The following is a 16,533-nucleotide window of genomic DNA, read 5'->3' as shown; positions in this document are numbered from 1 at the left end:
AAGAATTTTATTATGAAATCAATTTTGAAAACTCTGGCAATTGTACTGACTCTTGCTTTTACAGCGGTATCTTGCAGCAGCGACAACGATAACAACTCAGGATCAACCACATCAAGAGATGTTAAATATGAGATAACAGGAAATTATGCGGGAAAACTTAGTGTAACTTATCTTGAAAAAAGCAGCTCTGCGCTCATCGAAGATATTACAACACTACCATGGACTAAAGAATTCACAGCAAATGCTGATGCTCAGGCAGCAGCTGTACAAACAAGCGGTTACGGTGGTGTAAAAGGACAAACTTTAACTGCTAAAGTTTATATCGGAGGAAAAGTGGTAAAGGAATTAACTGCAACTGCAACTGAAGACGGGATTATTGTATTAGTACCAGGCACTTATGTGTTTCCTATAAAATAATGCTTAGTTGGTAATTTAATTTTAAAAGAAGGCTCTGTAAACCATAGGGAGCCTTCTTTTTTTACCACAATTGATTGTTAACTTCTTCAAATTTTTCAATCAGACTATTAAAAAATAGACATAAAAAAAAATTCCAAACCCCAACAAAAGTTGGAATTTGGAATTTTAAATTATTGGAGTATTAAAATTACTTACCCTACAAGGTTAATTATCTTCCCAGGAACAATAATCACTTTATTTGGTGTTTTACCATCTAATTGTTTCAATGTTCTTTCATCTTTCATGATGATTTCTTCGATTTCTTCCTTAGTTAAATCCAAAGGCAATTCGATAGTGAAACGCATTTTTCCGTTGAAAGAAACCGGGTATTCTTTATTCGTCTCCACTAAATGTTTGGCTTCAAAAACCGGAAAGGCAACTGTTGCAATAGAAGTGGTATGACCTAATTGAAACCATAATTCTTCTGCTATATGCGGTGCATAAGGCGAAACCAAAATAGCCAAAGGTTCTAAGATTGCTTTGGAATGACAGTTTTGAGCCGACAATTCGTTCACACAAATCATAAACTGGGAAACCGAAGTATTAAAAGAGAAACTCTCGATATCTTCTGCTACCTTCTTGATGGTTTTATGTAATGATTTTAAATTGTCTTTTGTTGGTTCGTCGTTGTTTACAATTAAACCATTATTCTCATCAAAGTACAAACGCCATAATTTTTTCAGGAAACCAAAAACTCCCGAAATTCCAGCGGTATTCCAAGGTTTAGCTTGCTCTAAAGGCCCTAAGAACATCTCGTATAAACGCAAGGTATCAGCGCCGTATTCATTACAAATATCATCCGGAGTTACTACATTATAATATGATTTCGACATTTTTTCAACTTCACGGCCTACAATGTATTTTCCGTTTTCATCAAAAATAAATTCGGCAGTATTAAAATCTTCTCTCCAGCTTTTGAACTTTTCAATATTCAATTCATCAGAAGAGTTTACGAAATGAACATCTACACGAATTGGCTGCACATTTTGGTCTGTAATTTTATTTTTAGAAACAAACGTATTCGTTCCTTCTAGCCTGTAAACATAAGCAGTAGTCCCTAAAATCATACCCTGATTGATCAGTTTTTTAAATGGCTCTTCAGTTGGCGCAAAGCCTTTATCTTTTAAGAATTTATTCCAGAAACGAGAATACAACAGGTGTCCGGTTGCGTGTTCACTTCCTCCAATATACAAATCAACACTTTCCCAATATTTCAACGCTTCTTTACTTGCAATTTCGTTCTCATTGTGCGCATCCATATAACGCATCCAATACCATGAACTTCCCGCCCAACCTGGCATGGTGTTCAATTCAAGAGGAAATATTTCGAAATTATCAACCAAATCCGTATTTACAACTTCATTGTTTTTAGTATCCCAAGCCCAGATTGTTGCGTTTCCTAACGGAGGCAAACCATCTTCGGTTGGTAAATATTTCTCTACTTCTGGCAAAATAATTGGCAAATGCTGCGCATCGATCATCTTTGGCAAACCATTTACATAATATACAGGGAAAGGTTCTCCCCAATAACGCTGACGAGAGAAAACAGCATCACGCAGACGATAATTTGTTTTTCCGGTCCCTTGTCCTATTTTTTCTAATTCAGCTATCGCCTTTTGAGTTGCCGCTTTATAATTTAATCCGTTTAAGAAATCAGAATTGGCAATTTCAACATTGTCTTTCGAACCGTAAGCCGCTTCAGAAATGTCAACATTGGCAAAAATATTCCTGATTTCCGGCATTCCGTTTTGACCTTTAAAGAAATTCGTAAAAGCGTAATCTCTTTCGTCTCCACAAGGAACCGCCATTACAGCACCCGTTCCGTAACCTGCCAAAACATAATCACCTATCCAAACCGGAATTGGTTCCTTTGTAAAAGGATGTTCTGCATACGCTCCGGTAAATACTCCCGAAATGGTTTTTACATCGGCCATACGCTCACGCTCTGAACGTTTTGCTGTTTTTTCGATATATGCCTCAACTGCTGCTTTTTGTTCCGGAGTTGTAATTTTAGCCACCAAATCATGTTCCGGTGCCAAAGTCATAAACGTTACTCCAAAGATGGTATCAGGGCGAGTAGTGAATACTTCGATAATTTCGTCATGACCTTTTACATTAAATCTCACTAAAGCTCCTACCGATTTTCCAATCCAGTTTCTTTGTGATTCTTTAATAGATTCGCTCCAGTCAACATCATTCAAACCTTGCAACAAACGTTCTGCATAAGCCGAAATTCGCATGCTCCATTGGGTCATTTTTTTACGAATAACAGGATATCCTCCACGTTCAGAAACTCCGTTTACGATTTCGTCATTTGCCAAAACAGTTCCTAAACCTGGACACCAGTTGACTTCTGTTTCTGCCAAATAGGTCATTCTGTATTGCAAAAGGATTTTTTCTTTTTGATCTTCAGAATATGAATTCCATTCTGCTGCAGTAAAAATGGCAACATTATCATCGCAAACTGCCTCAACCAAAACATTTCCTTCTTCCTCAAAAACAGTTATCAGATGCGAAATATCAAAAGCTTTGCCTTCTTTTCTGCAATACCAGGAATTGAACAATTGGATAAAAATCCATTGTGTATGTTTGTAATAATCAGGATTTGAAGTACGCACTTCACGACTCCAGTCAAATGAAAATCCTATTTTATCTAATTGTTTACGGTAACCCGCAATTTGTTTTCCTTCTTTATCAACTCCACCGTCAATATTTACACGTGTTGTATCTTCGGGACGCTGCCCTGTTTGTATGGCGTATTGTTCTGCCGGCAATCCAAAACTGTCATACCCCATTGGGTGCAAAACGTTAAAACCCTGATGTCTTTTGAAACGAGAATAAACATCTGAAGCAATATAACCCAGCGGATGCCCAACGTGTAATCCTGCACCTGACGGGTAAGGAAACATGTCTAATACATAATGCTTCGGTTTTTCAGAGTTGTTTTCTGCAGCAAAAGTTTGGTTTTCAGCCCAATATTTTTGCCATTTTTCTTCGATTTCGTTTGGATTGTATTTCATTATAAAAAAGTTCAAAGTTGCAAAGTGACAAAGGTTCAAAGTTTTTATCACTGAATTAAGTCCGCAAATTTACATTTATTGTACGAAAGTTAAAACTTTGGTCGTTATTAACTTCAAATAAAGAAATTCTTTATTATTTTTACCACATAATTTAAGCAAACTATGAGTTCTAACTTTGATAAATTTCAAAAGCGCAGGTTAATTTCCTCTTATTTTTCGGTTGTACTAAGTGTATTTCTGGTTTTATTCCTTTTAGGAGTGCTGGGATTATTCATTATCAATTCTAAAAAACTGGCTAATGATTTTAAAGAAAAAATCGCAATGACGGTTTTCTTTAAAAATGAAGCTAATGATAGTGTGATAAAAGCATTTAATACCCAATTGAAAAGAGCACCTTTCGCAAGATCTTATGTTTACGTTTCTAAAGAAAAGGCCGCAAAAGAACATACGGATATTATTGGAGAAGATTTCCTTACTTTTCTGGGAGAAAACCCGTTATTGAACTCTTATGACATTCACTTAAAAGCAGATTATGTTGAAAGAGACAGTATTACTAAAATTGAAAGCAGTTTACGCCAAAATACCATGATCGAAGACATTGTTTACGACAAACAATTAGTAAACCTGGTAAACGACAACATCAAAAAAGTAAGTATGTGGATTTTGATTATTAGCGGTTTCCTTGCCATAATAGCTGTTTTATTAATCAATAGTTCCTTGCGTTTATCGATACACTCCAACCGTTTCATCATTAAAACCATGCAAATGGTGGGCGCTACAAAAGCCTTTATCCGTAAGCCTTTTGTAATGCGTAGCGTAAAATTAGGAATGTTAGGTGCAGGATTGGCGATTATCGCTCTAATTGGAGTTTTACTGTATGTAGAAACCAATTTCCCGGGACTAGGCATTTTAGAAGACAAAGCTTTAATTGGATTGGTCTTATTAGCCGTTTTCGGATTAGGAGTTTTAATCACTTGGGTAAGTACACATTTTGCAACACAACGTTTCCTTAATTTAAGAACTGACGATCTGTATTAATTTTAGATTGTTCATTTTAGATTGAAACAGTTATAATAAAGACCTTTGATTTTGCTCAGGTTTACAAAATAAAAACAATGGAAAATAATAAAAAAGAACAAAAACAAGAATTCCTTTTTGATGGTATTAATTACAAAATTCTATTAATCGGGATTGGTGTTATTGCATTAGGCTTTATCTTAATGTCTGGTGGAGGAAGTAAAGACCCTAATATTTTTAATGAAGATGTTTTTAATTTTAGACGTATCCGTTTAGCTCCAACAACTGTTTTAATTGGTTTTGGAATCACGATTTATTCTATTTTCAAAAAATCTAAGTAGACTTCCTTAGACTGTTTAGACAACTTAGATCTTTAGATTATTCAATTAATCTCTTTAAAAAGTCTGTCATTTAAGAAGTCTAATAATCTGACAATCTAAATTAAATGAATACATTACAAGCTATTGTTCTTGCTATAATTGAAGGAATCACAGAATTTTTACCTGTTTCTTCAACTGGCCACATGATTATTGCCTCTTCTTTTTTCGGAATTGCTCACGAAGATTTTACTAAACTTTTTACGATTGTTATTCAGCTTGGCGCTATACTTTCTGTAGTTGTTTTATATTTCAAACGTTTCTTTCAAACACTGGATTTTTATTTCAAACTTTTAGTAGCATTTATTCCAGCTGTGGTTTTAGGATTATTATTAAGCGATTTTATTGATGGTTTATTAGAAAATCCCGTTACCGTTGCCGTTTCACTTTTAATAGGAGGATTGATTTTATTGAAAGTTGACGAATGGTTCAACAAACCAAACACTGCCGAAACATCTCAGGAAATCACCTATTTACAAGCTTTCAAAATTGGAATGTTTCAGTGTCTTGCTATGATTCCGGGAGTTTCAAGAAGTGGTGCAAGTATTGTGGGCGGAATGTCTCAAAAATTAACCCGAACAACAGCAGCAGAATTCTCATTCTTTTTGGCTGTACCCACTATGTTAGGTGCAACAGCAAAAAAATGCTACGATTACTATAAAGCGGGGTTCGAGTTATCACACGATCAAATCAACTTATTGGTTATTGGAAATGTTGTTGCTTTTATTGTAGCTCTTTTAGCCATTAAAACCTTCATTGGATTTTTGACTAAAAATGGCTTTAAAGTTTTTGGTTATTACCGTATAATCGCCGGAATCGCTTTATTGTTGATTCACTTTTTCATTCATAGACTTACTATTATATAATGACAACTGAAGAATATTTAGACGGACAAATTTTATTGATAGACAAACCTTTAAAATGGAGTTCGTTTCAAGCTGTCAATAAATTAAAATATCTTTTGATCAATAAAGTCGGACTTCCTAAAAAGTTCAAAATTGGTCACGCCGGAACATTAGATCCTCTGGCAACCGGCTTGCTACTGATTTGTACCGGAAAATTCACCAAAAGAATTACTGAGCTGCAAGGACAGGCCAAAGAATATACAGGAACTTTTTATATCGGTGCCACTACTCCATCCTATGATTTAGAAACCGAAATCGACGAAACTTATCCAACTTCACATATCGATGAAGCTTTGATTCATGAAACCGTGAAACAATTTTTAGGAGAAATTGATCAAAAACCTCCTATTTTCTCCGCTATCAAAAAAGATGGTGTTCGCTTGTATGAACATGCTCGTGCTGGGGAAACAATAGAAATTGCCAGCAGAAAAACTACCATTCACGAATTTGAGATTACCCGAATTGCTTTGCCTGAAATCGACTTTAGAGTCGTTTGCAGCAAAGGAACTTACATTCGTTCTCTAGCGTATGATTTTGGAAAGGCCATGAATTCAGGATCACATTTAACCGTTTTACGCCGGACAAAAATTGGGGACTATGATGTAAAAGATGCCATTGATGTTACTTTATTTGAAGAAAGCTTACAATAAAAAGCCTTTTTTATCTATTTTAAATATTCTTTTTTGCTCTCTACAAATTATCACGATTTTTAAATATCTTTCACAAAATCATTTTGCAAATTCTGAGCTTACTGAAACAAAATATTTCACAGCAAAGACAAGCCTAAATCAATTTTATGAAATATTGTTTATTCGCGATTTTTACTTTTTTTTACTTCGCCACGACACTTTACGCTCAGGAAAGAAAATTCACTTACATTCAATTTGATGTTAATGCCTCAATAACAGGAAATCCGGATTACGGTGACGCCCCTAAATATGAAGGCGACAAACAACCATGGCTTCTACCAGATGGTTTGGGTTCAAAACTGGGTTACGGCATTCATTATAATCAATGGGTAACTTTAGGGATTCACAGTGGCCTTGACTGGAAATGGAATGAAAAACTAGTAGCTGTTCCGGTTTACCTTAATTTTGGATTAAGCCCTAAAATTGCAGAGAGCACGAGAATTACCATGCAAGTAGGTTACGGAAAAAGTTTTGCCCTGGGCCGGGGTAATTTGAGTGGTACATACAAAAAAGCCAGAATTGGAATTACAGGAGATGATAAAACATTATTCATAGAAGTAGCTGATTTTGGTTATCCTCTTCATGAATTTAAAAGTGTTGGCAGTCTCAGTTTTGGGATTTCTGTAATAAGTTTCTAATTTGAATAGCAATTTAAATCAAACCTATTATAAAATAAAGAAGCACATTACAACTCAAACAATAGTAATGTGCCAACTTCTAAATCAAAGTAGTTTTACTCCATAGCTTTTGTTTTTTGAAGTTAATAATGAGAAACATTCTTTCCTCCAAACAACAAACCTGAAACAAAATCATAAAACCTTTCGAATAACTTTTTCATAATAGTGTATTTTTTAATTGTTAAACATTAAATAGACACCAATAAAAAGAGTAAATCAAAAAATAAATAATAGAAGTGGGATTCTTTTACTAAGTTACAAAATATTTAAAACAAACCAAATATTTTAACAACTTTTTAAAATACAAAACCCTAAACAACAGCAAATTAAATATAAAACAACGAATCAAAAGGCTTAATTCATTAAAAAGCGATTGTTGTTTAAATTTAAGATTTCGTACTATCAATGGTATTATACTGATTTATAAAAAATCGAAAATCTTTTTGTTTCTTATTGCTTCAAAAACTTTAGACGATGGCAGGTTATTTCTGTCAACAAAATTTTTCATTTGGGGAATATTGTCGCAGAAAATGATATCTAAAGAAAATCTGTTATTTCCATAAATACCGCGATGAATCATATTGGCTGAAAAAACTAATAAATCCCCACGGTCCAATTTTACAATTTCACCACGTTCCAAATCATCACTTTGATTACAACCTTTTAAAGAGTTTCTCACATCAAATTCTTTTTGCAAATCCCATTCACGATGTGTTTTAGGAATCAGTTCAATTCCAAGTTCACTTTTCACAGGAATTCTGAAATGAACTACATTTTGAGTCTTTATCGCCTGCTTTTGGTCCTCAACTGACATTCCTGTATATTGAATATCGCGATGCCAATAATTTTTCTGATCTCTGCTTTTTGGGTCGAAAAAAAGCTGCGTGTTCAAAAAAATTGGGGTATTAGGAAAAATTCCTTTTAAGAGTTCCTGAAATTTGTCCTGTGAAATAAAATTAAAAAGAGTAATTTTTTCTTCTTCATTAAGATAATTACCGGAAGTCAGACTATGACTGTTTAAAATTCCGTTTTTATAATTTTCGGCATGATCAGTCAACCACAATTCATGAAATTTAATCAGTATTTTTTCAATACCCGCAACTTCATTTTCAGAGAAAAAATTCTCTAAATAGAAATATCCACTCTGTTCATAATTATTCATATCATTCTCGACTTGTGATCAAATGTAGTAATTCCATAAGTTCATTTTGAGTACTTACGCCTTTATCTGCGAGATACCACAACTGAAGATCTGTTTTAATTTTTTCATCAATAACACCAAATTCTTTTTTATGATTTGCCATTAATTCGGTTGCACCTTTTGGTCTTGGCCCCCAATCTGCACGAACTATACCTGTCTCTTTACAAATAATTATAACTTTGGGTATCGCTTTTCCTCCATTAGTAAGATACTCATTCATTAGCTCCTCATTTTCATCACGCAGCACAATTCGAAGATCGATTTTTTTATGTGATGTCATAGCCATTTTATTAATAACAGGAAGTATTTGTGCCGCATCGCCGCACCAGCCTTCAGAAATGACCAGCCAAATAAATCGTTTATCCAGATTTTCTATTTTAGAAGCGATTTCATCGGTAAGTTTTATCGTTTTATCCAATCGGTTCATTCTGGCATCATTTAATTTACTATAGTTCGTTAATGCTTCAGATTGTTCGTTACCGGTTGACTTTCCATCGACCAACAAATCAGCCACTAATTTTCGGTATTCAGGATAGGTATAACTTTTAAATAATGCTTTGGCAATAGTATTTTTCATATTTGTTTAATTTTTGAATTGCATAAAATTACAAATTTCAAGAAGACCCAAAGAATGACTTTTGTCACCTTCAAAAAAATCCTCAAAAATCCCTATAAATTTAAAAATAAAAGAACAAGTATTTTTTTGAAAACATTATTTTTAAAAATCAGAATATGTCTATATTTGCACAAATTAACGCAACAACACATGAAATATAAAAGAATTCTTCTAAAACTGAGCGGCGAAGCCTTGATGGGTGATTTACAATACGGAATTGACCCTAAAAGACTGGCCGAATATGCCGAAGAAATTAAGCAAATTCACAGTAAAGGGGTAGAAATTGCTATTGTTATTGGAGGAGGAAATATTTTTAGAGGCGTTGCAGGAGCAAGTGCCGGTATGGATAGAGTACAAGGCGATTATATGGGAATGCTTGCTACGGTTATAAACGGAATGGCATTACAAGGTGCTCTTGAAGAAAAAGGGATGAAAACCCGTTTACAGACTGCCTTAAAAATGGAGTCTATTGCAGAACCTTATATCAAAAGAAGAGCTGATCGTCATCTTGAAAAAGGAAGAATTGTAATTTTTGGAGCAGGAACAGGAAACCCTTATTTTACTACCGATACAGCTGCTGTCTTAAGAGGAATTGAAATCAATGCAGATGTAATCCTAAAAGGAACCCGCGTTGATGGTGTTTATGATTCTGATCCTGAAAAAAATGCATCAGCAGTAAAATTCGATTTTATTTCGTTTGAAGATGTCCTTAAAAAAGGATTAAACGTAATGGATACAACCGCTTTTACTTTAAGCCAGGAAAACAAATTGCCAATCGTTGTTTTTGATATGAACAAAATTGGAAATTTATTAAAAATTTGCGAAGGTGAAAACATAGGAACTGTAGTAAATATTTAGACTACTTAGATTATTCGAATTTTAGATCGTTAGATTTCTCTAAATTTCAATAATTGCCCACATTTTAAAAAAAATAAAAAATATATAGTTAGTATAATTAGATGATACTATTTTTAGAAATCTAAAAATCTAACCATCTGAAAATCTAAAAATCTAAAAAAATGACTGAAGAAATAGAATTTATATTAGATAGTACTGAAGAATCAATGAATGGTTCGATTGCGCATTTAGAGAAAGAATTTCTTAACATTCGTGCAGGAAAAGCTTCTCCGGCAATGCTAGGAAGTGTTTTTGTAGATTATTACGGATCAGCAACACCATTATCGCAAGTAGCAAAAATTAGTGTTCCGGATGCCAGAACAATTACATTGCAACCTTTCGAGAAAAACATGTTACAGGTTATCGAAAAAGCAATTATGGTGGCTAATATCGGTTTTAATCCCATGAATAATGGCGATGTAATCATTATTAGCGTGCCGCCTTTGACAGAAGAGCGTCGTAGAGATTTAGCGAAACAAGCAAAATCTGAAGCTGAAGATGCAAAAATTGGTGTACGTAATGTGCGTAAAGATGCCAATACAGATATCAAAAAATTAGAAAAAGAAGGAACTTCTGAAGACGTTTGTAAATCTGCTGAGGAACAAGTTCAGAATCTAACCAATACCTATATCAAAAAAATCGATGAATTATTGGCTGCAAAAGAGGCCGAAATCATGAAGGTATAATCATTTGATCATAAAATAAATATCCGTTTAGTTAAATTGTACTAGACGGATTTTTTTATTCTTATTTTTGCATACCAAAATCACATTCTTTTCGTTTTTGAAACTATAATATCCTGTATGAAGCTATTTTGTTTATTGTCATTGTTTTTCACGCTTACTATTCAGGCGCAATTTCAAATAAACGGAATTGTAACCGACCCCAACAACAAACCACTCCCTTTTGCTACGATAACGACTTCTGACAATATCAATACCATTACTGATGTTGACGGAAAATTCATTTTTAAACCTTCTGCAACTGCAAGTAGTTTTTCTGTCTCCTATATCGGTTTTCAAACCAAAATTGTTGCTATTACAGACAAAAAATATTATTTGATTGCACTTTCTCAAAAAACCGATGATCTGAAAGAAGTAGTCATTTCTAATGAAAATCCGGCTTTAACGATCATAAGAAAAGTGATTGCAAATAAAGACAAAAACAATCCACAAAAAAAACTGACTAGTTTTGAATATAAAAGTTACAACAAACTTATCGTTACTGCCAATCCTGATTCTATAGACGGCAGAATCGATTCTACTGCAGCTTATAAAGATTTCAATAAAAAACGCATCAATATCGATTCGTCTGATTATAAATTCAAAGAGATTGTCAGCAAGCAACATTTATTTCAAACCGAAAAAGTTTCACAATATCAGTTTGGAAACAACAAGCTAAAAGAAACTATTTTGGGTACCAAAATGGCGGGATTTAAAAATCCAATTTACGAAGTTATTGCCTTCAATCTGCAGTCAATATCTATTTATGATAACAAGTATGAGCTATTCGAAACCAAATATGAAAACCCCATTTCGAACGGTGCAACCGCAAATTACAACTATAAATTACTTGACACCGTAAATATAAAAGGCCGCGAGACTTATATGATTTACTTCAGGAACAAACAAAAAAGAAAATCATCGGGTCTGGAAGGCGTCTTGTATATTGATCAGGAAAACTTTGCTATAGCCAAAGCTGTAATGCGCATAAAAGGCGTTCTCGATATTAGCGGCATTCATGAATTTGAATATGTACCGAGCGAAAAAGTATGGTTTCAGAGCAATACTACATTCAAAATCGTAAAAGGAAAAAATGACGACGATATTAAAATTTTAGGAGGAACGATTCAGTTTGACGGAGATATTGAAGACAACTTTGAACCCAGAAAAAAATCAGCATCGGATTTTACCTATTTACTCTCAGAAAGCAATAATTTCGACATTCATTACAACACACATGAGCCTATAAAAAATCCGGCGCTTTATATTGAAATTAAAGACGATGCCCACAAAAAACCGGAAGAATTCTGGAATGCGTACAGAAAAGAAAGTTTAGACTTAAAAAGCCAAAAAACCTATCAATTAATAGACAGTATTTCTATCAAGAAAAGAATTGAAAATCGTTTGGGATTTGGCCGAAAAATAATCAATGGCTATGTCCCGATTGGTCCCGTTGATCTCGACCTGAAAAAAATTATCAGTTACAACAACTACGAAGGCTTTCGATTAGGTCTTGGCGGAATTACTAATGATCGTTTTTCTAAAAATTTCAGAATCGAAGGATATTCAGCATACGGAACAAAAGATGGTGAAGTCAAATACAGCTTAGGAACCGGAGTTTTACTCGATAAAAGCACCAATACCTGGGTAAACGGATATTATACAGATGATGTTCGCGAAATTGCAAGTACTGTTTTTGCCGTTGACAAACGTGTTTTTAAAATTTATGATCCCCGCCCGATCAACATTAGTACTTTCTATAAGTATGTAGGCTGGAAAGCGAATGTTCAAACCAAAATCATTCCCAAGACCGAAGCAGTCTTAGAACTGGCAAGAAACGACATTGAGTCCCAATTTGATTATCTTTTTAATTATAACGGCAAATTATATTCCAATTACGTCATGACAACCGCAATGGTTTCCATTGTCTGGGCACCCTTTAGCGATTTTATGCAAACGCCTGGCGGAAGAAATGAATCGGAAAAAAGATTTCCGAGATTTACTTTTCAGTACACCCAGTCTTTACCTGATGTTTTAGGAAACGATTTTACTTTTGGAAAAATAGATTTCAAAACCGAATATGAAAAAAAATACCTAAACGGTCAAAAAACAAGTTTACTATTACAAGGAGGATATGCTATGGGTGACGTTCCGCTTACCCATTTGTACAACACAATGCCCAATAACTTAACCAAAGAAACGGTGGTTCAGCGTATTACTTTTGCCGGCCGCAACAGCTTTGAAACCATGTATTTTAATGAATTTTTCTCGAGTCAATACATCTTTTTTCAAATCAAACATGGTTTTGACCGAATAAGAATCCTCAAAAAAGTTCGTCCTTCGTTAGTATTAGTTACGAGAATGGCATGGGGAACCATGGAACATCCCGAACAACATGTAGGTCCAAGTTACAAGACCTTAGAAAGAGGTTTCTTTGAATCCGGAATCGAACTCAACAAGATTTATAAAGGTTTTGGTCTGGGAGGTTTTTACCGCTATGGACCAAATCAGTTGTTGAAATTTGAGGACAATATTGCCGTTAAGATTTCTTATGTTTTAGATTTGGGGTTATAACTAAAATCGAATATTTTTATCTGACGCCCAGTTTGTCATTTCGACGTAAGGAGAAATCACAGTCGTAAATCGACAAAGATTAGCAATTTTATTTGGGGAATTTCTGGTACGATTTACTCATACAAAAACAACAAGATTGCAACCACAAAAATTTTAATTGGAATTTTCAGGAGCTATTTACTTCGTCAGTCACTATCGCTTGTGTCCTGCTATCCGCTTGTATCTTTTCCTGCTAAAGGAGCAAGAAAAAGGACACCGCTTCTGTCAGGGCTAAGATATCTGTTTTCATAAGAACCTGAAATTTTAAACTGCCATCCAATTTGTCACTCATACACTGGTGCGAGCGTCTCTCTCGTTCCCGTAAAGTTCTCTCGCCCTAAAAAAGTTTACATTTTTTATTGCTTTATAAAATTCCCACGCAAATAACCTTTTGATTCCATTTTTGTATCTGCAGTTTTCAAAAAATTAAATCTTAGCGGCACACCTCCCTTAATTTCTATATAATCCAATATGTAAGAATCTGAAGTTCTTGAAATTACTTGTATTGTACTATTTGTAAATTTATAAGACTGTTTACTTAACGAAACTTCACCATTACTTGTGGTATATAGTATGTCACGTTTAGAAAACACTAAAACATCACCCGATACGTTGTCTTTCCACTTACCTTGAATCCAGGAAGGTGGATAAAAAACACCAGTATCATCATTATTTGAAGAACAAGAGACAAGAATAATAACTGATATAACAAAAATCAACTTTTTCATTTCTATTTATTTAAGGACAATTATCAAATGTAAGAAAAAGAGGCTTTAATTTTCATCTCTACCCAAAATTTATATAAGATTTAACTTAAAAATAAATATAGTACTGTTATACAAAATAACAATGAAGCACACCAAAACCTGACATCTTAATTTCATAAAGGCAATTGCCAATCTTTGTGGAGTTTATCATGTACTACTTCTTCGAGTCCGGATGAAAAAAATCCCAAACTCCAATCATAACAATTGAAATTTGGGATTTTATCCGATAGCTATCGGGATTTGGAATTTATTTCCCCCTTTATGGTTTCAAAATCAAAACCGAAGGTGTATTATTCAACCACGTACTTTGAGATTCAATTAGTTTTTTCCAACTGTCTAAACTAATAATCATCAGATTCTGATTTTCTAAAAACTCTTTTTTGATGGTTCTGTCGTGCATAATCATAATATGATTGGGTGCAATTTGTTCGATAGAACGAATCGTTTCCTGAATATCTCTGGTGTTTTTTACTTCACCACTAGCATCAAGAACTGTAATCTGAGAGCCGTTATTGTTGATTAGTTTTTTAGCATATTCAATTAAAAAAGAATCTTCCTTACTAAAAATTGGCATAAAAACCTGATTGACTTCTTCTAAGTCTTTGTCGATAAAAATACCCACCGGCATTTTACTTTTAGCAATAATATGACGCGTTCTTTCATCAAAAGGAGAATTTTCGAATAACCCTTCTTTTCCGGTAAACTTATCAATCAAACGATCCGGATTTACGATTCGGGTTGTAAAACCAAGAATCTTTCCAAGTAACGTTCCTTCAAAAATAGATTCTCCCAAGCCTACTAGCAATAAGTCATATTCGCCTTGATTCGCTGTATCAAGAATATCTGTATCAATATCATTGGTTACTTTAAAAATACTCACCATATTCTGACTCAGGCGTTCCGATTCTTCAATGACCGGAACTAACATTTTTCGTTCGTAATCTTTTACATCAAAAGAATGTATTTCAGTACTCAATGATAAATGCATCGCTGTTACAATCGAATTATCGCCTTGTTTTTTAACTAAACTATTCGCGATTTTCAACAATTTTTTACCTCTTTCAGGAGTGGCAAACGAAAGTAAAATCTTGTATTTGCTCTTATTCCCGATTTCCTGAGGAACCACATTCACTTTATCTTTAAAAATAAAGCCTATAAAATCTAAAGCGGGACCTGTCATAAAAGTGGTTACCAAAGCCATAATGACCATCATGGTAAAAATCTCTGTAGAAAGAACGCCCAGATCATAACCAATATTCAAAACCACCAGCTCCATTAAACCACGAGTGTTCATTAAAGCACCAATCGCCAAACTATCTTTCCAGCTTTGTCCCACGAATTTCGCAGCCAAAGCACTACCTAAGAATTTCCCGGCAACAGCAACTGCAATAATTACCGCCGTGACTTTCCATAAATAAGGATCATTCAGTAAACCTATTTGTGTACGTAAACCTGTAAAAACAAAAAATAACGGTAATAAAACAATGATCGCAACATCTTCAACTTTTTCGATAAAGATATTTCTGAACTTGTTGTTTTCCGGCATAATCGCTCCGGCCAAGAAAGCACCAAACAAAGCGTGGATTCCGATTAATTCAGCAGCATAAGCAGAGAATAAAAGGGTTAGGAAGAAAATAGCAACAACCGGTTTATTCAGACTTTCACGAGTTGAATTTAAATCTCCAACACGTTTCAAGAACGGACGAACTATTTTTAGCATAACAATTACATACAAAATAGCCAAACCTATTACATATAAAGCACTCGTAAACGAACCTGCTTTCACAATCGCAATTACAACAGCCAGGATACACCAGGCCGTAATATCATCTGCTGCCGCACAAGTTATGGCAATAGTGCCTAATTTAGTTTTTTGCATGCCCCGCTCCTGCACTATTCTGGCCAATACCGGAAATGCCGTGATACTCATGGCAATTCCCATAAACAAACCAAACGACGCAAACTCAACCCCAACAGGAGCAAAAGTATGGTAGATAAAATAAGCCAATGACAGCCCCAGAGCAAAAGGAATGACAATACTGGCATGACTTATTACTACGGCATCGTGTGCTTTATTTTTTAATACTTTCAGATCTAGTTCCATCCCAATAACGAACATGAAAAGGATCAAACCAATCTGGCTTAAGAATTGTAAGTTTCCTAATGATTCTTTTGGAAATAAAGCTGCTGAGAATTCAGGAAAATACATCCCAACCAAAGAGGGGCCTAAAACAATACCTGCAATCATTTCGCCAATTACAGATGGTTGTCCTATTTTTCTAAAAACCCATCCAAACAAACGCGCCACTAAAATAATAGTCACAATCTGAGCCAATAAAATAGCAAGAGGATGTTTTAAATTTTCGACCATTGAATTAAGAAAATCATTCCAATGATTGCTTTCGATTTGTTTATGTACGATTCCGCGCCCCACTTCAAGTGCGGCACCTTTTGAAATTACCCAATATATCAGAGCTGTAAAACCACCAATAACAGTAACGTAAAACAAAGAGTTTTTTATGTTATTCATAACTCGTTTTTTAATTTTAGTGGTGCAAATATCAGAACTGAGAATT

General features: G+C 34.4%; 14 protein-coding genes. 9 read left to right on the top strand and 5 right to left on the bottom strand.

Annotated elements, in window-relative coordinates; translation table 11 throughout:
• Positions 1-12: 12 nt before the first annotated feature.
• Entirely contained in the window at positions 13-417 is a 405-nt protein-coding gene (locus ACQY44_RS15065; RefSeq protein WP_428231142.1) for an MmpS family transport accessory protein, read from the top strand.
• Between the two features lie 191 nt (positions 418-608).
• Here ACQY44_RS15065 and leuS read toward each other — a convergent pair whose 3' ends face one another.
• Positions 609-3,476, bottom strand: a complete 2,868-nt coding sequence (gene leuS, locus ACQY44_RS15060; protein WP_428231141.1) for a leucine--tRNA ligase — start codon at positions 3,474-3,476, stop codon at positions 609-611.
• Positions 3,477-3,638: 162 nt separating this feature from the next.
• On the opposite strand from leuS, the gene ACQY44_RS15055 reads away from it, so the two are divergent.
• The 5 genes from ACQY44_RS15055 to ACQY44_RS15035 all read left to right on the top strand — a co-directional run bounded on the left by ACQY44_RS15055 (position 3,639) and on the right by ACQY44_RS15035 (position 7,102).
• Positions 3,639-4,514, top strand: a complete 876-nt coding sequence (locus ACQY44_RS15055) for a cell division protein FtsX (protein ID WP_428231140.1) — start codon at positions 3,639-3,641, stop codon at positions 4,512-4,514.
• A gap of 77 nt (positions 4,515-4,591) precedes the next feature.
• Positions 4,592-4,834 carry a DUF3098 domain-containing protein gene (locus ACQY44_RS15050; protein ID WP_428231139.1) on the top strand — a complete coding sequence of 81 codons (243 nt, stop codon included), beginning with the start codon at positions 4,592-4,594 and terminating at the stop codon, positions 4,832-4,834.
• A 104-nt stretch (positions 4,835-4,938) separates the two neighbouring features.
• Complete coding sequence (locus ACQY44_RS15045) at positions 4,939-5,736, top strand: undecaprenyl-diphosphate phosphatase (RefSeq protein WP_428231138.1); 798 nt, start codon at positions 4,939-4,941, stop codon at positions 5,734-5,736.
• Positions 5,736-6,425 (top strand): tRNA pseudouridine(55) synthase TruB, encoded by a 690-nt coding sequence (truB, locus tag ACQY44_RS15040; protein WP_428231137.1) that lies wholly within the window; start codon positions 5,736-5,738, stop codon positions 6,423-6,425. Before ACQY44_RS15045 ends, truB begins: the two co-directional genes overlap by 1 nt.
• A 146-nt stretch (positions 6,426-6,571) precedes the next feature.
• Positions 6,572-7,102 (top strand): hypothetical protein, encoded by a 531-nt coding sequence (locus ACQY44_RS15035; protein WP_428231136.1) that lies wholly within the window; start codon positions 6,572-6,574, stop codon positions 7,100-7,102.
• 460 nt (positions 7,103-7,562) lie between these two features.
• On the opposite strand, the gene ACQY44_RS15030 is transcribed toward ACQY44_RS15035, so the two are convergent.
• Positions 7,563-8,303 carry a phytanoyl-CoA dioxygenase family protein gene (locus ACQY44_RS15030; RefSeq protein ID WP_428231135.1) on the bottom strand — a complete coding sequence of 247 codons (741 nt, stop codon included), beginning with the start codon at positions 8,301-8,303 and terminating at the stop codon, positions 7,563-7,565.
• A gap of 1 nt (position 8,304) precedes the next feature.
• Positions 8,305-8,919, bottom strand: a complete 615-nt coding sequence (locus tag ACQY44_RS15025; protein ID WP_428231134.1) for a thioredoxin family protein — start codon at positions 8,917-8,919, stop codon at positions 8,305-8,307.
• Positions 8,920-9,108: 189 nt separating this feature from the next.
• Here ACQY44_RS15025 and pyrH point away from each other — a divergent pair, with 189 nt between their 5' ends.
• From pyrH to ACQY44_RS15010, 3 genes are all read left to right on the top strand, one after another.
• The gene (gene pyrH / locus ACQY44_RS15020; protein WP_428231133.1) at positions 9,109-9,816 is read left to right on the top strand and encodes a UMP kinase; all 708 of its coding nucleotides are present in this window, start codon (positions 9,109-9,111) and stop codon (positions 9,814-9,816) included.
• 161 nt (positions 9,817-9,977) lie between these two features.
• Complete coding sequence (gene frr, locus ACQY44_RS15015; protein ID WP_428231132.1) at positions 9,978-10,541, top strand: ribosome recycling factor; 564 nt, start codon at positions 9,978-9,980, stop codon at positions 10,539-10,541.
• A 117-nt stretch (positions 10,542-10,658) separates the two neighbouring features.
• Complete coding sequence (locus tag ACQY44_RS15010) at positions 10,659-13,151, top strand: DUF5686 family protein (RefSeq protein ID WP_428231131.1); 2,493 nt, start codon at positions 10,659-10,661, stop codon at positions 13,149-13,151.
• 395 nt (positions 13,152-13,546) lie between these two features.
• On the opposite strand, the gene ACQY44_RS15005 is transcribed toward ACQY44_RS15010, so the two are convergent.
• On the bottom strand, positions 13,547-13,918 hold the full coding sequence (locus ACQY44_RS15005; protein WP_428231130.1) for a hypothetical protein: 372 nt from the start codon (positions 13,916-13,918) through the stop codon (positions 13,547-13,549).
• Positions 13,919-14,216: 298 nt separating this feature from the next.
• Entirely contained in the window at positions 14,217-16,487 is a 2,271-nt protein-coding gene (locus ACQY44_RS15000; protein ID WP_428231129.1) for a cation:proton antiporter, read from the bottom strand.
• Positions 16,488-16,533 lie beyond the last annotated feature (46 nt).

The organism is Flavobacterium sp. (genome assembly GCF_965277525.1).
Classification (GTDB): Bacteria; Bacteroidota; Bacteroidia; order Flavobacteriales; family Flavobacteriaceae; genus Flavobacterium.
The sequence above is the reverse complement of the archived record's forward strand: the minus strand, read 5'-3'. Positions and strand labels throughout refer to the sequence as shown.

Coding starts and splice junctions, on each gene's coding strand:
- ACQY44_RS15065 (WP_428231142.1), top strand. CDS start 13: ATGAAATCAATTTTGAAAACTCTGGCAATTGTACTGACTCTTGCTTTT.
- leuS (WP_428231141.1), bottom strand. CDS start 3,476: ATGAAATACAATCCAAACGAAATCGAAGAAAAATGGCAAAAATATTGG.
- ACQY44_RS15055 (WP_428231140.1), top strand. CDS start 3,639: ATGAGTTCTAACTTTGATAAATTTCAAAAGCGCAGGTTAATTTCCTCT.
- ACQY44_RS15050 (WP_428231139.1), top strand. CDS start 4,592: ATGGAAAATAATAAAAAAGAACAAAAACAAGAATTCCTTTTTGATGGT.
- ACQY44_RS15045 (WP_428231138.1), top strand. CDS start 4,939: ATGAATACATTACAAGCTATTGTTCTTGCTATAATTGAAGGAATCACA.
- truB (WP_428231137.1), top strand. CDS start 5,736: ATGACAACTGAAGAATATTTAGACGGACAAATTTTATTGATAGACAAA.
- ACQY44_RS15035 (WP_428231136.1), top strand. CDS start 6,572: ATGAAATATTGTTTATTCGCGATTTTTACTTTTTTTTACTTCGCCACG.
- ACQY44_RS15030 (WP_428231135.1), bottom strand. CDS start 8,303: ATGAATAATTATGAACAGAGTGGATATTTCTATTTAGAGAATTTTTTC.
- ACQY44_RS15025 (WP_428231134.1), bottom strand. CDS start 8,919: ATGAAAAATACTATTGCCAAAGCATTATTTAAAAGTTATACCTATCCT.
- pyrH (WP_428231133.1), top strand. CDS start 9,109: ATGAAATATAAAAGAATTCTTCTAAAACTGAGCGGCGAAGCCTTGATG.
- frr (WP_428231132.1), top strand. CDS start 9,978: ATGACTGAAGAAATAGAATTTATATTAGATAGTACTGAAGAATCAATG.
- ACQY44_RS15010 (WP_428231131.1), top strand. CDS start 10,659: ATGAAGCTATTTTGTTTATTGTCATTGTTTTTCACGCTTACTATTCAG.
- ACQY44_RS15005 (WP_428231130.1), bottom strand. CDS start 13,918: ATGAAAAAGTTGATTTTTGTTATATCAGTTATTATTCTTGTCTCTTGT.
- ACQY44_RS15000 (WP_428231129.1), bottom strand. CDS start 16,487: ATGAATAACATAAAAAACTCTTTGTTTTACGTTACTGTTATTGGTGGT.